The sequence below is a fragment of the Butyrivibrio proteoclasticus P6B7 genome (assembly GCF_000622085.1).
Classification (GTDB): Bacteria; Bacillota; Clostridia; order Lachnospirales; family Lachnospiraceae; genus Butyrivibrio; species Butyrivibrio proteoclasticus_A.
The window spans coordinates 244,320-260,726 of record NZ_JHWL01000002.1 but is presented as its reverse complement, the minus strand read 5'-3'; the positions used below and the strand labels follow the sequence as shown (position 1 = coordinate 260,726).

The 16,407-nt window shown below is 40.8% G+C and carries 16 protein-coding genes; all 16 read left to right on the top strand.

The genetic code is table 11. The features are described 5' to 3' along the window. The first annotated feature begins 22 nt into the window (after positions 1 to 22). The 16 genes from T541_RS0102765 (at position 23) to T541_RS0102690 (ending at position 16,364) form a co-directional block, all read left to right on the top strand. The gene (locus T541_RS0102765) at positions 23 to 1,954 is read left to right on the top strand and encodes an NADH-quinone oxidoreductase subunit L (RefSeq protein ID WP_026651251.1); all 1,932 of its coding nucleotides are present in this window, start codon (positions 23 to 25) and stop codon (positions 1,952 to 1,954) included. Next, complete coding sequence (locus tag T541_RS0102760) at positions 1,954 to 2,823, top strand: complex I subunit 1 family protein (RefSeq protein WP_026651250.1); 870 nt, start codon at positions 1,954 to 1,956, stop codon at positions 2,821 to 2,823. Before T541_RS0102765 ends, T541_RS0102760 begins: the two co-directional genes overlap by 1 nt. Before the next feature lie 21 nt (positions 2,824 to 2,844). Further along, positions 2,845 to 3,534, top strand: a complete 690-nt coding sequence (locus T541_RS22035; RefSeq protein WP_026651249.1) for an NADH-quinone oxidoreductase subunit B family protein — start codon at positions 2,845 to 2,847, stop codon at positions 3,532 to 3,534. Then, entirely contained in the window at positions 3,534 to 3,866 is a 333-nt protein-coding gene (locus T541_RS0102750; RefSeq protein ID WP_026651248.1) for an NADH-quinone oxidoreductase subunit C, read from the top strand. Before T541_RS22035 ends, T541_RS0102750 begins: the two co-directional genes overlap by 1 nt. Positions 3,867 to 3,880: 14 nt before the next feature. Continuing rightward, positions 3,881 to 4,960: a nickel-dependent hydrogenase large subunit gene (locus T541_RS0102745; protein WP_026651247.1), complete on the top strand. Its 1,080-nt coding sequence runs from the start codon at positions 3,881 to 3,883 to the stop codon at positions 4,958 to 4,960. A gap of 48 nt (positions 4,961 to 5,008) precedes the next feature. Next, positions 5,009 to 5,512 carry a 4Fe-4S binding protein gene (locus T541_RS0102740; RefSeq protein WP_026651246.1) on the top strand — a complete coding sequence of 168 codons (504 nt, stop codon included), beginning with the start codon at positions 5,009 to 5,011 and terminating at the stop codon, positions 5,510 to 5,512. Between the two features lie 13 nt (positions 5,513 to 5,525). Further along, on the top strand, positions 5,526 to 7,763 hold the full coding sequence (gene hypF / locus T541_RS0102735) for a carbamoyltransferase HypF (protein WP_034465753.1): 2,238 nt from the start codon (positions 5,526 to 5,528) through the stop codon (positions 7,761 to 7,763). Positions 7,764 to 7,779: 16 nt separating this feature from the next. After that, positions 7,780 to 7,998, top strand: coding sequence for a HypC/HybG/HupF family hydrogenase formation chaperone (locus T541_RS0102730; RefSeq protein ID WP_026651244.1), 219 nt, complete (start codon positions 7,780 to 7,782; stop codon positions 7,996 to 7,998). Further along, entirely contained in the window at positions 7,999 to 9,045 is a 1,047-nt protein-coding gene (gene hypD / locus T541_RS0102725) for a hydrogenase formation protein HypD (protein ID WP_026651243.1), read from the top strand. It abuts the gene before it with no gap. A gap of 78 nt (positions 9,046 to 9,123) precedes the next feature. Beyond that, positions 9,124 to 10,134 (top strand): hydrogenase expression/formation protein HypE, encoded by a 1,011-nt coding sequence (gene hypE, locus T541_RS0102720; protein ID WP_026651242.1) that lies wholly within the window; start codon positions 9,124 to 9,126, stop codon positions 10,132 to 10,134. 96 nt (positions 10,135 to 10,230) lie between these two features. Then, positions 10,231 to 11,106: an adaptor protein MecA gene (locus T541_RS0102715; RefSeq protein WP_026651241.1), complete on the top strand. Its 876-nt coding sequence runs from the start codon at positions 10,231 to 10,233 to the stop codon at positions 11,104 to 11,106. A 71-nt stretch (positions 11,107 to 11,177) separates the two neighbouring features. Next, positions 11,178 to 11,903 (top strand): pseudouridine synthase, encoded by a 726-nt coding sequence (locus T541_RS0102710; RefSeq protein WP_026651240.1) that lies wholly within the window; start codon positions 11,178 to 11,180, stop codon positions 11,901 to 11,903. Positions 11,904 to 11,923: 20 nt separating this feature from the next. After that, on the top strand, positions 11,924 to 13,948 hold the full coding sequence (ligA, locus tag T541_RS0102705; protein WP_026651239.1) for an NAD-dependent DNA ligase LigA: 2,025 nt from the start codon (positions 11,924 to 11,926) through the stop codon (positions 13,946 to 13,948). 37 nt (positions 13,949 to 13,985) lie between these two features. Beyond that, on the top strand, positions 13,986 to 14,954 hold the full coding sequence (metA, locus tag T541_RS0102700; RefSeq protein WP_026651238.1) for a homoserine O-acetyltransferase MetA: 969 nt from the start codon (positions 13,986 to 13,988) through the stop codon (positions 14,952 to 14,954). 21 nt (positions 14,955 to 14,975) lie between these two features. Beyond that, positions 14,976 to 15,809, top strand: a complete 834-nt coding sequence (locus T541_RS0102695; protein WP_026651237.1) for a polysaccharide deacetylase family protein — start codon at positions 14,976 to 14,978, stop codon at positions 15,807 to 15,809. Positions 15,810 to 15,884: 75 nt separating this feature from the next. After that, a complete protein-coding gene (locus T541_RS0102690; RefSeq protein ID WP_026651236.1) occupies positions 15,885 to 16,364 on the top strand; it encodes a hypothetical protein in 480 nt (159 codons plus the stop codon). The last annotated feature ends 43 nt before the right edge of the window (positions 16,365 to 16,407 follow it).

The window sequence follows — 16,407 nt, the reverse complement described above, 5'->3', positions numbered from 1 at the left end:
AAAAATGAAAGGGGCGAACACCTTGGCTAATCAAGTTTTAAACGTAGTAAACTTCCTTATTTTATTTCCCTTTATTATGGCAATCATAATCTTTCTCTTAAAGAAGGCAAGTCCTTTAAGAAGCGCAGTTATCATTCTTGGTGGTTTCACCATTATGGCTGCGGCTATTTATGTTGCTGTAAATGTGCTCATGTCCGGAGATACATCACAGTTTGTTTATCTTGAGCATGTGGAGATACCTACTTATATTGTTATTGGTGGGGAAGTATTTCTTATGTGCCTTGTATGCTTTTTGAGCATCAAGTACAAGAAGTATTATGCAATTCTTTTCTCATTGGCTGGTACAATTCCAGTTCTTTGGATGGATCTTACAGGTAGAGCCGTTGAGGGAGGAACACACCTTCGTATTGATACAATGTCTGCAATCATGTATCTTATCGTTGGTTTTGTAGGTATCCTTATTTGCATCTATGCATCTGGATACATGAAGGACTATCATCACCATCACACAGATGTTGCTGATCGTTCTAATTATTTTATTGCTCTTATGTTTGTATTCCTTGGAGCTATGTTTGGTCTTATTTCATCCGATAATCTTGGATGGATCTATTTCTTCTGGGAGATCACAAGCGTATGCTCATTCCTCATGATCGGTTATACAAGAACTCAGGAAGCTATCGACAATTCCTTCAGAGCTCTTTGGATGAACCTTCTTGGTGGATGCGGCTTTGCAGCTGGACTTATGTACAGCAACATGCAGCTTGGCATTGCTAATTTAAGTGTTCTTACACATACAGAGCACTCAGCAGTTCTTATGATCCCAGTTACACTTTTCGCATTTGCAGCTCTTACAAAGAGTGCACAGTTCCCATTCTCAAGATGGCTTCTTGGTGCCATGGTTGCGCCTACACCATCAAGTGCGCTTCTTCACTCAGCTACAATGGTTAAGATCGGTGTCTACATGCTTATCAGACTTTCACCAGTTATGTTCAACACATTAACAGGTATCATGATAACAGTCATCGGCGGATTCACATTCTTTGCAGCATCACTTCTTGCTATCACTGTTAGCGATGGTAAAAAGGTGCTTGCTTATTCTACAATTTCAAACCTTGGACTTATTACAGCCTGCGCTGGTACTGGTACTCAGGAGGGTATCTGGGCAGCTATCATGCTTGTAATGTTCCACGCAGTTTCTAAGTCACTGCTGTTCCAGACAGTTGGTGATATTGAGAACTGTATGCATTCTAGAGACGTAGAGGATATGCATGGTCTTATCATCAAGCTCCCAAGGCTTGCATTCATTATGATCATTGGTATCTGCGGTATGTTCATGGCTCCATTTGGTATGCTTGTATCAAAGTGGGCAGCTCTTAAGTCATTCGTTGACTCAGGTTCTGTATGGCTTGTTCTTTTCCTTGTATTTGGTTCAGGAAGTACACTATTCTACTGGGCTAAATGGCTTGGTAAGATCTGTACAGTTATCCATCAGTCCTTCGAGCTTGAAGATATCACACCAAGAAGTGAGCTTGTTTCAATCTTCCCACTTACAACAATGATCATTGTAATGTGTATTGCATTCCCTTGGATGTCTTCAACAATGGTTCAGCCGGCTCTTAACGAAGCCTTCGGCGGATTCATTGCTGACGTTATCGGTATGGAAGATATGATCATTATGATCATCATGGTACTTATGATCTTTGCAATTCCTTTCGGAGCAAGATTCCTTGCTATCGGTAAGAATGCTAAGATGACAATGTCTTACGTAGCAGGTGTCAATGCCGGTGATGACAGACATTATATTGATTCTTTCGGTAAGGAGAGAGCTCTTTATATGTCTAACTGGTACATGGAAGACCTGTTTGGTGAAAAGAAATTATTACGTCCTTGCATCTATGTAGCAACCGTGCTTGTGGCAGTAATGGTTATCGTTGTGGTTGGAGGTGCTATCTGATGACAGTTGAGATGATAATAAAAGCAGTAATCTATGTATTATTAGCTCCGTTTATTGGAGGTACTTTGGCGGGAGTAGACAGAGTTTTCGCTGCCCGTATGCAGGGAAGACAGGGTCCACCTCTTTTCCAGCCATTCTATGACGTAGCAAAGCTTCTTAGTAAGCAGACAACAGTAGTTAACAGCATCCAGGTATTGTTTGTAACTGTATATCTTATCTTTACAATATTTACTGGTGCATTATTCTTTGCTGGCGGAGATATGCTTCTTGTATTCTTTGCGCTGTCTATGTCAGAAGTTATGCTTGTTTTGGCCGCTTTTTCATCAAACGGTCCTTACAGTATAATGGGTGCTCAGCGTGAGCTTTTACAGATGATGTGTTATGAGCCTATGACACTTCTTGTAGCTATCGGTTTCTATTATGCTAACGGAAGCTTCATGGTTAATGACCTTATTAAAGCTGAAATACCAGCCATTGTTCAGATTCCAGGTTTCTTTATTGGATTTGTATTTATTCTGATCATTAAGCTTAGAAAGTCACCATTTGACCTTAGTACATCACACCATATGCATCAGGAAATGGTTAAGGGTCTTACTACAGATCTTTCTGGTGGCAACCTCGCTCTGGTAGAAATAGCAGAGTGGTATGATCTTGTACTTATGATGGGTATCGTTGGAATGTTCTTCATTACAGCTAACCCTATCAGCAGAGTATGGGCAGTATTAGCAGTTATTATCGTATTCTTCTTAGAAACACTTATTGATAACCTGTTTCCAAGAGTTAAATACCAGACAATGCTTAAAGTTACATGGTCAGTGATTCTTATCTTTGCAGGTACAAATCTGCTGATTCTTAATGTTTTGAAATAAGAAGAAGGGAATGGAAGATCAATGAAAATTTCTAAATCACCATGGGTGTTACATTATGATGGCTCCAGCTGTAATGGCTGTGATATAGAAGTACTTGCCACAATGACTCCTCTCTATGACGTGGAGCGTTTTGGTATTATCAATACTGGTAATCCTAAGCATGCAGACGTTCTGCTTCTTACAGGCGGTGTTAATGCTCAGACAGCACCAGTAATCAGACAGCTCTACAACATGATGCCTGATCCAAAGGTAGTTGTTGCCTGCGGTATCTGCGCATGTGACGGAGGTATCTTCAAGGAGTGCTATAACATCTTAGGAGGAGCTGATAAGGTTGTTCCTGTAGATGTATATGTTCCAGGATGTGCCGTAAGACCTGAAGCTCTTATCGAGGGTGTTGTTAAGGCAGTTGGAATCCTTGAGGAAAAGAAGAAGAAGTTAAAAGAGTCTATGAAGGCTGGCTATTGTACTGTTGATTACAGCAAAATGGCTGTACATATGACTTCAGATGACTATGATCCAAGCACTCAGTATGATGCAGTTCTTACTGAAGAAGCTCTTAGAGAGCAGGCTGAGGAGAAGATTAAGGCAAGTGCAAGACCTGTCGCACCAGCTCCTAAGCCAGCAGCTCCTGCTCAGGGCGCAGCACCAGCTACAAATCCTGCCGCTCAGGCTGCAGCCGCTAACAATGCTGAGAAAGGAGAAAACAAGTAATGAATATGGAGTTTACACCAGTTACTTATGAACTCATCCTTGATGAGGCACACAGACTCAAAAACGAGGGATATCACCTTATGCAGCAGTGCGCTACAAGAATCCCTGATGGTTTTGAGCTTGTATATACATTCGGTAAAGATTACGAGGTTAAGCAGCTTAAGGTAACTCTTCCTGAGGATCAGGAGATTTCAAGCATTACAAGTGCTTTCCCTTGCGCTTTCATTCACGAGAATGAGATGCATGATCTTTTCGGAGTAAAGATCAAGATGATCAACTTAGACTTTGAAGGTAAGTTTTATCGCACAGCGATCGAAACACCATTTAAATAATTGGAGGAACCAAAATGTCAACAAGAAGTGTAATTCCATTTGGACCCCAGCATCCGGTTCTTCCGGAACCAATTCACTTAGACCTTGTTATGGAGGATGAAAAGGTAGTAGAAGCTATTCCTTCTATTGGTTTCATTCACAGAGGTCTTGAGAAGCTGGTTGATAAAAAAGATTTTAACGAGATGGTTTATGTTGCAGAGCGTATCTGTGGTATCTGCTCACTTGGTCACGGACTTGGTTATTCTGAGGCTCTTGAGCACATTATGGATATCGACGTTCCTGCAAGAGCTAAATACCTTAGAACAATCTGGTCAGAGCTTTCAAGAATCCACTCACATCTTCTTTGGCTTGGTCTTTTAGCAGATGCCTTTGGATTTGAGTCTCTCTACATGGACTGCTGGAGACTTAGAGAAGATGCTCTTGATATGTTCGAAGCTTCAACAGGTGGCCGTGTAATCTTCTCAGTTATGAAGATCGGCGGTGTTAGAAGAGATGTATCTAATGAAATGCTCAAGGATTTCTATCAGAGAATTCTCAAGATGGAAGAGGATCTTAAAGCTATTGCTAAGCCTTTCCTTAACGACGTTGCAGTACAGTCAAGACTTCGCGGCGTAGGTGTTCTTACAGCAGAGCAGGCTGATATGCTTGGCTGCGCAGGACCATTCCTTAGAGCATCTGGCGTTAACCGTGATATCAGAACAACTGGCTACTGTGCTTATGGCGATGTTGAGTTTGAGCCAATTCTCAGCAACGATGGCGATTCATATGCTCGTACAGAATGCCGTATAAAAGAGATTTTCCAGGCATTTGACATTATCCGTCAGTGTATCGACAAGATGCCTGCTGGCGATATCGATGTTCCTGTTAAGGGAATGCCAAATGGCGAGTATATGATGAGAATAGAGCAGCCTAGAGGTGAAGCTCTTTACTATGTAAAGGCAAACGGAACTAAGTTCATCGACAGACTTCGTGTCCGCACCCCCACATTCTCTAATATTCCTGGTCTTGTTGAGACCCTTAAGGGATGTGACCTTGCTGATGTACCAATTCTCGTTCTTACTATCGATCCATGTATCAGTTGTACCGAGAGATGATATAAGATTTAAATTGTTTTGATTCAATAAACGGATTGGAGATTTAAAATGGCACTTGTAAGTTTTAAAAATACTATTCTTCATAATCTTGTATCAAAGCCTAAGACCAGAAAGGTTGAAAAGGAATATCCAGTAGGTACAAGAGGACACGTAGAAAATGATATGGATGTATGCGTGCTTTGCGGTCTTTGCTCTATTAAGTGCCCTACACACGCAATCACCGTAGACAAGGCAGAGAAGACCTGGTCAATCAGACCTATGAGCTGTATTCAGTGCAGATGCTGCGTTGATAACTGCCCTAAGAAATGTCTCTCCATGGGACTTCGTTTCCAGGAGCCAGGTTCAGAAAAGCTCACTAAGACCTTTAAACAGTCTGAAAAGGCTATAGCTGCTCAGGAAGCTCTTATGAAAGCTGCTAAGGAACGTGCGGCAGCTGCAGCAGCTGCTAAGGCAGCACAGGCAGCTCAGGCAGGAGGCGCAGCACCAGCTGCACCAGCAGCAAATGCTAATCCAGCTCCAGCAGCACCAGCAGCCAATCAGGACAACAAATAATTCATAATAAATTATGACAGCTTTAATCACAGTTAAAGGGGCGGTACAGGGAGTAGGTTATCGCCCCTTTATTTCACAAAAAGCAACTGAATATGGACTGGTTGGTCATGTCAAAAATATCGGAGCAGCTGTAGATATTCTCGTGACAGGAGAAGAGTCTCAAATAGAGGCTTTTGTTCGCTGTATTAAAAACGAGCATCCTGCAGGTGCTTTTATTTTGGATGTTCAGATTTCTTATCAGGAAAAAGAGCAGGAATTTGATAGCTTTGAGATTGTAGACAGTATGGAAATAGACCTTTCTAAGGAACTTCCTGTTTTTCTTCCTGATATAGGAATATGTGATGAGTGCTTACGTGAAATGCTTGATTCCAGTGACCGTCGCTATAGATATCCGCTTATAAGCTGTACTATCTGTGGCCCCAGAGTAAGCATCCTTGATAAGCTGCCTTACGACAGAATTACTACCAGAATGAAAGCCTTTGATCTGTGCAATTCATGCGAAAGTGATTATCAAAAAGGCCGTCGTCACTATGCTCAGACAATTTCCTGTCATGACTGCGGCCCTTACATGATTCTTAAGGAAAAAGACAAGGTTCTTACCCGTGAAGAGGCTGTAAAAAGAGCTATAGCTCTTTTGAATGAAGACAAAATCATAGGATTAAAGGGTGTTTCTGGCTATCAGTTTGTATGTAGGCCTTTAGATACCGTAACCAGAAGGTTAAGGCTTCTCAAAGGCAGAGAAGAGAAGCCTTTTGCTGTAATGTTTAAGGATTTGGAGCAGATAAAAGAGTACTGTGACGTTTCTCCTAAGGAAAAGGAGGTTCTTTTATCTGACGCAAGGCCTATAGTTCTTTTGAACAAGAAAAAGGATCTGCCTTACGAAGTTTGTAAAGATAGTAGCTATATTGGAGCGTTCCTGCCATCAGCAGGTATCCACTACCTGTTATTACAGGAGACAGGACCTCTTATCATAACCAGTGCTAATCTATCCGATGAGCCAATTATTATTAAAGATCAGGAATATTTGGATAAATTTGGCGATACTACAGATGCTGTTCTTTACCATGAAAGAGAGATCAACATACCTCAGGACGATTCTGTTATGTATATTCTCAAGGGTAGCGACCAGGAAGAAGCGTTGTTTATAAGAAGATCCAGAGGATTTTTCCCACTTCCAGTATTCCATAAAGCTAATGTGGGAGATCAGAAGGTTCTTTCCTTTGGAGGCGACCTTAAGAATACTTTTTCCTTTGGAAAAGGAGATAGGATCATTGTATCCCCATATATTGGTGACCTTCAGGATGTGGCCTGCAGTGAGAACCTTTCAGAGCTAATAGAAAGATTTGAAGGAATATTCTCTTTTACCCCTGAAAAGATTGTTTGTGACAAGCATCCGCTATATAGGTCAGGACAGCTTGCCAAGGCATACGCAGATAAGCACAATTTGCCTCTTGAATACGTTTATCATCATCATGCCCATATTCTTTCAGTAATGGCAGAAAACTCTTTAGAAAGCGCCATAGGAGTTTCTCTCGACGGCACAGGCTTTGGTGATGATGGCAAGATCTGGGGATCAGAATTCATGCTATGTAAGGGTAAGGAATTCGAAAGAAAAGGTCATTTGTCATATGTTAAGCTTGCTGGCGGTGATAATGCGCCAAAGAAAGCTAGTATTGTAAGGGATGCCTATATGTATCAGGCAGATGACAGCAGCGAAATAAATGCTATAATAAAGTCTGCCCTTGTTAATAATATAAATACCTATGAAACCTCCAGTATGGGCAGATTGTTTGATGGAATCTGTTCTCTACTTGGAATAAGGGATGAGAATTCCTTTGAAGGGGAGTGCGCGACACTTCTTGAGAAGGAAGCCAGCTCTTTTGACAAAAAAGACTATCATAAGCTTACCTTTAGAAAAGAAAAGCTGGAGAATGGTCAGGTTGTCTTTGACCAGGTTGGATTATTTAAAGAAATTAGTGTGCTCTTCAAAGATGGTGTAGATAGGGCAGAACTTGCCTATTCCTTCCACATGGCTATCTGTGACATGATTGTGCAAATGTGTGAAGACATTAGGAACACAAGTCAGGAGAAAAAGGTATGTCTTTCTGGCGGATGCTTTTGTAACAGGCTTTTATTGTCAGAGAGCACAAGGCGTTTAAGAGATGCCGGTTTTGAAGTGTATATAAATAGACTCGTTCCCTGCACAGATGCTGGGATAAGCCTTGGGCAGAGCTATTTTGGCTTATTATAAGAAAAGAGGAAATACTATGTGTGTTGCAATTCCTGGAAAGGTTATAAAGCTTGACGGAACAAAGGCTACCGTTGATTTTAGTGGAAATATTGTAAATGCCGAGGCAGGCCTTGTTAACGTTAAGGTTGGAGACAGGGTTTTGGTACATGCCGGCTGCATTATTCAGACTATGGATGATGCCATGGCAGATGAAATGGAAGAATTATTTAAAGAAATCGAGGATTTGGGAGTCTAAATGGCTGAGGTTACTTTAAGTACTATCGTAAAAGAGCTAAAAGAATATGACGGAGAAGAAGTAAGGATCATGGAGGTTTGCGGAACTCACACAGCCGCCATTTCAGAAAACGGCATACCTGCCATGCTTTCTCCTAAGATTAAGCTTATTTCAGGCCCGGGGTGTCCTGTATGCGTCACAGTAACTGCAGTAATTGATAAGCTTATAGAGCTTTCTATGGAGGAAGATACCACAGTTCTTACCTTCGGAGACCTGATAAGAGTTAAGGGAACAAACAAATCCCTTGCAGATGCCAAGGCAGATGGCGCCAGTGTAATGATGGTTTATTCCCCAATGGAGACTGTTAAGCTGGCTAAAGAAAATCCTCAGCACAAGTACGTATTTGCAGCCATAGGATTTGAAACAACAACTCCCGTCTACGCTATGGTAATAGAAGAGGCTATTAGGGAGAATATAACTAATTTAAGGCTCCTTACATCACTTAAAACTATGCCAGAAGTAATTAAATGGGTAGTTAAGGATGGCGGCGGAATAGACGGCTTTATTGCTCCAGGACACGTATCAGCCATCACTGGTTCTAATGAGTATGAAGCTCTTTCTAAAGAGCTTGGAATTCCATTTGTGGTATCAGGATTTGAGGGACCACAGCTTCTTGCCACCATTTATTCTTTAGTTAAGATGAAGGGTAAATCTGGCGTTAAGAACATGTATAAGAGCGTTGTTAAGCCTGAAGGCAATACAACAGCTAAGGCCCTTGTTAATAAGTATTTTGAGCCTTCAGATTCCTCCTGGAGAGGTATGGGCAAGATCAAGGGCTCCGGAATGGTTTTAAGGGAAGAGTACAGATCTTTTGATGCAGGAAGTATCGGACTTGACGAGGATCATATGCCTGCTGGTTGTAAATGCGCCAGCGTTTTAGTTGGTAAGATAAGTCCTAATGAATGTCCATTATTTGGAAAGCACTGCACGCCGGACAATGCACACGGAGCATGCATGGTTTCTACTGAGGGCAGTTGCTATAATTATTTCGTATCTGGCAGAAAATGATATAGAAATAGAAAATCATATACATATTTAGCTATATATTCAGAATTATAATAAATAGACTAATATAGAGGTTTACAAATGAAGATCACGATGGCACACGGAAGCGGCGGAGAATCAACATCAGCTCTTATCAGAGACGTATTTGCCAAGCACTTCCATAATGAAATACTTGATAAATTAGAGGATTCAGCAGTTGTTCCAGGTTCCGGAAGACTTGCCGTAACCACAGACAGCTTCGTAGTTACTCCTATTATTTTCCCTGGCGGAGATATAGGGCGACTTTCTATTTGCGGAACAGTTAATGACCTTCTTATGAGCGGTGCTAAGCCAATGTACCTTACATGCGGCTGCATTCTTGAAGAAGGCCTTGATATTGATGTTCTTGATAAAGTAATCGGTTCTATGGCTGAGACAGCACGTGAAGCCGGGGTTAAGATAATCACAGGCGATACTAAAGTAATTGAAAATAAAGGCGGAGAGCCAGGTCTTATAATCAACACCTCAGGAGTTGGCTTTATTCCTGATGATCTTGATGTTCCAGGTCCTTTTAAGCTTGAGGATTCTGACGCCATCATTATTTCCGGTAATCTAGGTGACCATCATGCCGCTATCCTTGGCACCAGAATGGGTATCGAGAGTCCAATTAAATCAGATAATGCGCCACTTTGTGAGATGGTGAATTCTCTTCTAACAGAGGGAATCCGTGTTCATGCCATGAGAGATGTTACAAGAGGCGGCCTTGGAACAGTTCTTAATGAGTTCAGTTCTTCATCAAAGTGCAATATTGAGCTGGTGGAGAATGATTTACCTGTTTCTAATTCTGTAAGAGATTTTTGCGGAATCCTTGGTCTTGACCCATTATATATGGGTAATGAAGGCAAAATGGTGCTTTCTGTACATGGTGATGATGCAAAAAGAGCTGTAGAAGTTATCCGCTCATGTAAGTACGGCGAAAATGCCTGTATCATTGGTAAAGTAATCAAAAATAGCGATTCATCCGATAATAATAATGTGAGTGTTATAACTAAAATAGGCGGAAAAAGAGTAGTTGGATTAATGTACGGAGAAGGGCTTCCAAGAATTTGCTAAATGTAGTACAATATGTTTTGACTTTTGAAAAATTATTCTCTTGATTAGTAACTTTTTTTATTGTAACACTGATGGTTGAAAGGATTTCTGGTTTTAATGGAATTTAAAAGAATAAATAAAGATACTGTTACATGTATCATTACGGAAGATGATATGGACGAACAGGGAATCAAGCTTGAGGATCTTTTTGAAAAGAAGAAAGAGGCAATGGATTTCCTTCACGATGTTATGAGAAAGGCTGAGGAAGAGGTTGATTACAAGCCAACTGGTTCCTTTATGCCGATGCAGATAACCGTTTTACCTGATCATTCAATTTCACTTACTCTTTCAGAGAATGCTTCAGCATCCTTTGGCGAGATACTTAAGAATTTAACAGATAAGGCCGGCATCAAGATTCCTAAGAATGTATTAGAGGATCTTGGAGATTCAGTTGATGAAGAGCGTATCAACAGGCTCAATGACTATCTTAAGAGCCTTAAGCAGTTCACTAACTCAGTTAAGAACATTATGGAAGACAATGACCTTAACAAGTCTGGTGAGACTATTTCTGTTAATCAGAATGCTACAGTAGAAAGCTCTAAGGAAAAGGCCAACAAGATTGCCAGCGGAGCATCTATTAATGCAGCTCTTTCTCCTGAGGAGAAAAAGAAGAGAGACGAGAACAGACTTAAGTTCCACGAGTATGTGTTCACATTTAATGATATTAGGACAGTTATTACATTCTGCAAGAAGGCACCACTTAATCTTAATATCGTAAGTTCTTTATACAAGAACGATGCTGACGGAATGTACTATCTTGACCTTATGCGTAGCGATGAGGATCCTAAGCGTTTTGCAGCGCTTTTCACAATGGCATATGAGTTTGGACATTTCCAGGCAACTAATCAGCATGTAATTGCTCATATTAAAGAAAATTACGAATGTATCGTTAAGGATAATGCTATTTCCCAGCTTGCTCAGGTAGTAGCATAATTCCAGCTGATCTAAGATATTAGAACGGTCCAATTATTGGCCGTTCTTTTTTCATATTATAGGAGATTAACATGAGACTTAACCAGTTCATAGCTTCCTGTGGCATTTGCTCAAGAAGAGATGCTGATAAACTTATACAAAGTGGCAAAGTCCTGGTTGATGGCGTAATTCCAAGTCCTGGAATGCAGGTGGATGGAAGTCAGAAGGTAACTGTAAACGGCAAGGCAATAAGCCAGAAGAAGGACAACGTGGTTCTTGCCTATTACAAGCCAGTGGGAGTTACCTGCACCGAAAGAGATTCCCATGCAGAAAGAACTGTCATTGAAGATATCAAGTATCCAGTGAGAGTTACCTATGCAGGCCGTCTTGATAAGGATTCAGAGGGATTACTTCTTTTATCTAATGATGGTAAGCTTATTGAGGCCATGATGAAGGGCTCCAAAAGGCATGAAAAAGAGTACGAAGTTACAGTTGATAAGAACATTAACGGAGATTTTCTTAAGAAAATGTCCAATGGCGTTTATTTAAGAGAGCTAGATAGAACTACCAGAGGCTGTCAGATCAAAAGGACAGGCAAAAGATCTTTTAACATAATACTAACCCAGGGCCTTAATCGTCAGATCAGACGAATGTGCGAAGCCCTTGGCTTTGAAGTTAAGATACTTAAAAGAATCCGTGTAATGACAGTAAAGCTCTCAGACTATGATCTTAAGCCTTCTAAATATATTGAGCTTTCAGATATAGAAAAGAACAAGCTTTACGAGGCTTGTGGACTTAAAAAGAGTCCAAAAAAATAAATTATTTGTTGGGTGGAGATATGGGAGAAAATTCAGAAATTCTTAAGGAGTATGAAGCTTTATCAAAAGAGATAAAGCATCATATGGATCTGTACTATAATCAGGACGAGCCTGAAATCTCAGACTATGAGTATGATCAGCTTATGCAAAGGCTTAAGGCTATTGAAAAGGAGCATCCAGAGCTTGTAACCAAGGATTCTCCAAGCCAGATCATCGGCGGAACAGCTAAGAGAGAAGCTGGAATCAAGATTACTCACAACGTTCCAATGCTTTCAATTGAAGATGTTTTTAATAAAGAGGATGTATCAGCCTGGGCTACAAAGGTTTTTGCAAAGCACGCTGATGCAGAGTTTTCCTGCGAGCAAAAGATCGACGGACTTAGCCTTTCACTTCGCTATACCAGGGATGAAAGCGATGGCAAGCTTCACTTAACACTGGCTGAAACAAGAGGTGATGGCCTTATTGGAGAGGACGTTACCTTAAATGCATTGGTTATCCCTGATGTTAAGAAGGTGATCGACCTTCCTTATGACTATTTAGAGCTTCGCGGCGAAGTATATATGTCCCATGAGGACTTTGAAAAGTTCAATGACACTCAGGAAAAGCTTGGTAAGAAGCTTGCTGCCAACCCAAGAAACCTTGCTGCCGGCACCCTTCGTCAGCTAGATCCTGAGATAACAAAGAGCCGTGGCCTTAGAATGTTTGTATTCAATATTCAGGATGGCCCGGAAGAGATTATGAACAGTCACTGCGGCGGTCTTGATATCCTTTCAAAGGCTGGGGTTCCAACTGTATTCCATAAGAAATGTACAACAACTCAGGAAATTCTTGATACTATCGATGAAATCGGCCAGATGAGAGATGAGCTCACTTTTGACCTGGACGGAGCAGTTATTAAGATTGACCAGACCAGATGGAGAGAGGACTTCCCAGCAGGTTCCAAGTATTCCAGCGGACATATTGCTTACAAGTACCCACCTGAGGAAAGAGTAGTTGTAATGGATGAGATTCTTGTGGACGTTGGTAGAACTGGAAAGCTAACATTTACTGGAAGCTTCCACGACAGAGAGACAGGAAAACCTGCAAGACTTTGCGGTACCAGTGTTTCAAGAGCTACACTTCACAATCAGGACTATATTACTGACATGAAGATAGGTATTGGCGGTGAATATAAGCTCTTTAAGAGCGGAGAGATCATCCCTAAGCTCAACGGCTGTGTTAAGGAGCCTTCAGAAGTATATGTAGCTCCTAAGACTTGCCCTATCTGTGGTAGCGAGCTTATAAGAGAAGCAGATACTGCCGATATAAGATGTATCAATCCAACCTGTCCAGCACAGGTCACACGTACCATTGCTTACTTTACCAGCAGAGATGCCATGAACATTATGGGTCTTGGCGATACCCTGGTAGATGCTCTTGTTTCAGAAGGATATCTTTCTAATTATTCTGATATCTACAAGCTTAAGAACCATAGAGATGAGCTTATCGAAAAGGGCATTATCGGAAAAGAGAAGAATACTGATAAACTCCTTGCAGAGATAGAAAAATCAAAGGAAAATGACCCAGTTAGACTTCTTACTGGTCTTGCTATCAGAAATGTTGGTAAGTCCACAGCACGAGAGATAATGAAGCACTTTGATAATCTGCTGGATCTAAGCCACGTAACTCTTGATGGGTTCCTTAGCATTCCAGATATAGGCGAGACTACTGCCAGCGACCTATATGAATTCTTCCATGATGATAATAACCTTCGTATTCTTAACGAAATGAAGGAAGAAGGCCTTAACATGGTGGTTGTAAAGGATGAAAATGCTTCAGATAAGCTGTCTGGCATGACCATCGTAGTTACAGGAACACTTCCAACCCTTGGAAGAAAGGAAGCTGAAGAGCTCATCGTTAAAAACGGCGGAAAGGCTTCATCAAGCGTATCAAAAAAGACAAGCCTTGTGCTTGCAGGAGAAGCAGCCGGAAGTAAGCTTACAAAGGCTAACGATCTTGGAATCAAGGTTATCGATGAAGCACAGTTCCTTGATATGTTAAAATAATAATCACAATAAATAATAAGACCAGAGGTGTAGAGAAATGCCAATCAAAATTCAAAATGATCTTCCAGCAAGAGAAATCTTAGAAAATGAGAATATTTTTGCAGTAGATGAGAACAGAGCGCTCCATCAGGATATCAGATCCCTTCAGATCCTTATCCTTAATCTGATGCCTCTTAAAGAGGACACAGAGCTTCAGCTCCTTCGTTCAATGTCCAATACACCTCTTCAGATTGACGTGTCCTTCATGCAGATGAGCTCACATCACTCTAATAATACATCCCCTAACCATCTCAACAGGTTCTACAACACCTTTGATGAGTTAAAAGATAATACCTACGACGGTATGATCATCACTGGCGCACCAGTAGAACAGATGAGATTTGAAGATGTAGATTACTGGAAAGAGCTATGCGAGGTTTTCGAGTGGAGTAAGACCAACGTAACCTCCACCTTCCATATCTGTTGGGGTGCACAGGCAGGAATCTATTATCACTTTGGAATAGATAAGGAAATGCTAGATAAAAAGCTCTTTGGAATCTACAAACACAGAGTCATGAACAGAAAGGTGCCTCTTGTAAGAGGTTTTGATGATGTATTCTATATGCCTCACTCAAGATATACTCAGACACCTACTGAAAAAATAGAAGAGTGTGAAGACCTTGTAGTCCTTGCTAAATCACCTGAAGCAGGCGTATTCCTTTGCATGAACAAGAGCGGAAGCCAGATCTTTGTAATGGGTCACGCAGAATACGACAGAATGACTTTGGACAGCGAATATAAAAGAGATACTCAAAAGGGTCTTGGTACTGCTATTCCTCACAATTACTATCCAGACGATAATCCAGAGAATAAGCCTGATCTTGTTTGGAGAAGCCATGCCAACAACCTTTATACCAACTGGCTTAACTACTACGTATATCAGAACACACCATATCAGTGGGGCCAGATTCTTGACGAAAATAAGCGCCAGATGGCTTCAATAGTTCTTACGCAGAAGCTCCAATAAAACATTTAGGAGGTTATATATATGTCAGACAGAAAGGTACGCAACATCTACACAGCTTTTCCTGAAGGAAAGCACAAAGTATTAACTCTTAGCTATGATGATGGCAAGATTCCTGATAGGAGACTTGTAGCTCTTTTTAACGAATATGGACTTAAGGGAACATTTAATGTCAATTCCGGACTTGAGGATATTCCCTTTGAGGAAGCCTATAACGAGAGAATTCCTACATCAGAGTATAAAGAGCTTTATAAAGGCCATGAAATTGCTTGTCATACTGTAACTCATCCAACCATCGCAAGGTGCCCTAGAGAACAGCAGATTCAGCAGGTTCTTGAGGACAGAAGAGCATTGGAGGAAATAATGCACAGGCCCATCAGAGGAATGGCTTATCCTAACGGCTCCTTTGATGATACAGTAGTAGAAACCCTTAAAGCCTGCGGAATCGTTCATTCAAGGACTGTTAATTCTACTCTAAGCTTTGCTATGCCACAGGATTTCCTTAGATGGAATCCTACCTGTTCCCATAGACACCCTGACCTTATGAAGCTAACCAGAGAATTCCTGGATCTTCATAAGACTCAGTACCTTTACATGCTCTATGTATGGGGCCATAGCTATGAGTTTGAGAGAGATGATAACTGGAACGTAATTGAAACCTTTGCAAAAGAGGTATCTAATAAAGACGATATCTGGTATGCAACCAATATTGAGATTGTTGATTACCTTGACGCAGCAAATAGAATTCAGGTTTCTGTTAATGGAGATTTCGCATATAATCCAAGTGCCACAGATGTATGGCTTGAGGTGGATAAAAAGGCTATCTTATGCAAAGGCGGAGTGACGACGGAGTTGTAATTTGACATAAAATAAGGTAAAATATTATTGTTAAGTCGTTTATTTTTATTCTGTTTTTGATAAGGAGATTACTTTATGGGCCTCGATATGGAAAATGATGATCTCGAAACAAAGAACGATCTTAAGAAAAAGCCTACAAAGAAGACAAAAGAGCTATTAGAAGAAAATGCCAAACAGATTGAAAACCTTAAGGCAGAACAGGAAAACCTGAACAAAGAGCTCGAGGAACTCGACAAGGAAGATAAGAAGTTAGGTGATCGTTCAGCCCTTAAGATGAAAGTTTCCCATAAAAAGTTTGGTGCTGGAAAAGTAATTAAACAGGACGGAAAATATATCGAAGTTGAATTTTCTGATGTAGTCAAGAAATTCGTTATCCCAGGATGCTTTGCTGATAAGTATCTTGAGCTTGATGATGAGGATACACTTGAATACTACACCAAGGAAAATGAGATTCACAAAAAGAAAATGGCTACGGAGCTGAAAATTAAATCCGCAACCTTTGCTATTCAGCGTCACGAGGATGCTATAGAAAAGCTTAATGCCAAGCTTAAATAAGGTATTCTTAGAGCGCTACTAATAATCAAAATAACGATAAAGC

Bases quoted from the DNA above. Each gene is read 5' to 3' on its own strand.
- hypD (WP_026651243.1), top strand. From the start codon at position 7,999: ATGGCTGAGGTTACTTTAAGTACTATCGTAAAAGAGCTAAAAGAATAT.
- ligA (WP_026651239.1), top strand. From the start codon at position 11,924: ATGGGAGAAAATTCAGAAATTCTTAAGGAGTATGAAGCTTTATCAAAA.
- T541_RS0102730 (WP_026651244.1), top strand. From the start codon at position 7,780: ATGTGTGTTGCAATTCCTGGAAAGGTTATAAAGCTTGACGGAACAAAG.
- T541_RS22035 (WP_026651249.1), top strand. From the start codon at position 2,845: ATGAAAATTTCTAAATCACCATGGGTGTTACATTATGATGGCTCCAGC.
- T541_RS0102740 (WP_026651246.1), top strand. From the start codon at position 5,009: ATGGCACTTGTAAGTTTTAAAAATACTATTCTTCATAATCTTGTATCA.
- T541_RS0102745 (WP_026651247.1), top strand. From the start codon at position 3,881: ATGTCAACAAGAAGTGTAATTCCATTTGGACCCCAGCATCCGGTTCTT.
- T541_RS0102695 (WP_026651237.1), top strand. From the start codon at position 14,976: ATGTCAGACAGAAAGGTACGCAACATCTACACAGCTTTTCCTGAAGGA.
- T541_RS0102750 (WP_026651248.1), top strand. From the start codon at position 3,534: ATGAATATGGAGTTTACACCAGTTACTTATGAACTCATCCTTGATGAG.
- hypF (WP_034465753.1), top strand. From the start codon at position 5,526: ATGACAGCTTTAATCACAGTTAAAGGGGCGGTACAGGGAGTAGGTTAT.
- metA (WP_026651238.1), top strand. From the start codon at position 13,986: ATGCCAATCAAAATTCAAAATGATCTTCCAGCAAGAGAAATCTTAGAA.
- T541_RS0102690 (WP_026651236.1), top strand. From the start codon at position 15,885: ATGGGCCTCGATATGGAAAATGATGATCTCGAAACAAAGAACGATCTT.
- T541_RS0102715 (WP_026651241.1), top strand. From the start codon at position 10,231: ATGGAATTTAAAAGAATAAATAAAGATACTGTTACATGTATCATTACG.
- T541_RS0102760 (WP_026651250.1), top strand. From the start codon at position 1,954: ATGACAGTTGAGATGATAATAAAAGCAGTAATCTATGTATTATTAGCT.
- T541_RS0102710 (WP_026651240.1), top strand. From the start codon at position 11,178: ATGAGACTTAACCAGTTCATAGCTTCCTGTGGCATTTGCTCAAGAAGA.
- hypE (WP_026651242.1), top strand. From the start codon at position 9,124: ATGAAGATCACGATGGCACACGGAAGCGGCGGAGAATCAACATCAGCT.